This window comes from Sulfitobacter sp. HI0129 (genome assembly GCF_001635395.1).
GTDB lineage: Bacteria > Pseudomonadota > Alphaproteobacteria > Rhodobacterales > Rhodobacteraceae > Sulfitobacter.
On sequence record NZ_LWGH01000795.1, the window covers coordinates 1 to 635 of the forward strand.

The 635-nt window shown below is 61.6% G+C and carries 1 pseudogene; it reads left to right on the forward strand.

Annotated features, from left to right (window positions below):
* Window positions 1–62 precede the first annotated feature (62 nt).
* Window positions 63–635 (forward strand): annotated as a pseudogene (locus tag A3764_RS19145) (multicopper oxidase domain-containing protein); the annotation flags it as partial.

Consider the following 635-nt stretch of genomic DNA (forward strand, 5'->3'; position numbering starts at 1 on the left):
ACTATGGCGTGAACGATTTTCCACTCATCGTGCAGGATCGACGCTTCGATCGGTCAGGCCGCATGACCTATAGTCTTGGCATGATGGATCGGATGCATGGGTTCCAGGGGGACCAGATCCTCGTCAACGGTGTGATCCGTCCCAAGCTTACAGTTCCGGCGGGTCTGGTACGCCTGCGTATCCTGAACGCGTCGAATGCGCGCGTGTATGATTTCCGTTTCACCGACGGCAGGCAATTCCACCAGGTCGCGAGTGACGGCGGCCTTCTGGCCCGCCCTCTTGCCATGGCCAGCCTGCAACTCGACGGTGCCGAACGGGCCGAGATCGTGGTCGAATTCTCGGACCGGTCACCTGTTTCTCTTGTCTCGCGCGACATCGGGATGAATGGCGTGATGAACGGGGGCATGATGGGTGACAGGGGCGGCTCCATGATGATGGGCGATAGAGGCATGATGGGCGACCGCGGCATGATGGGGATGGATGGAAACAGTGGTGCGCCGCTCGAGATCATGTCGTTTGATGTAGGCGAAGCTGCGCCCGCCGGCCCCACCCGCCTGCCCACCTCGCTGCCTTCGGATGCGCCCGCACTCGGCGATCCGGTCCGCAGGCGCAATTTCACCCTCAACATGCACACC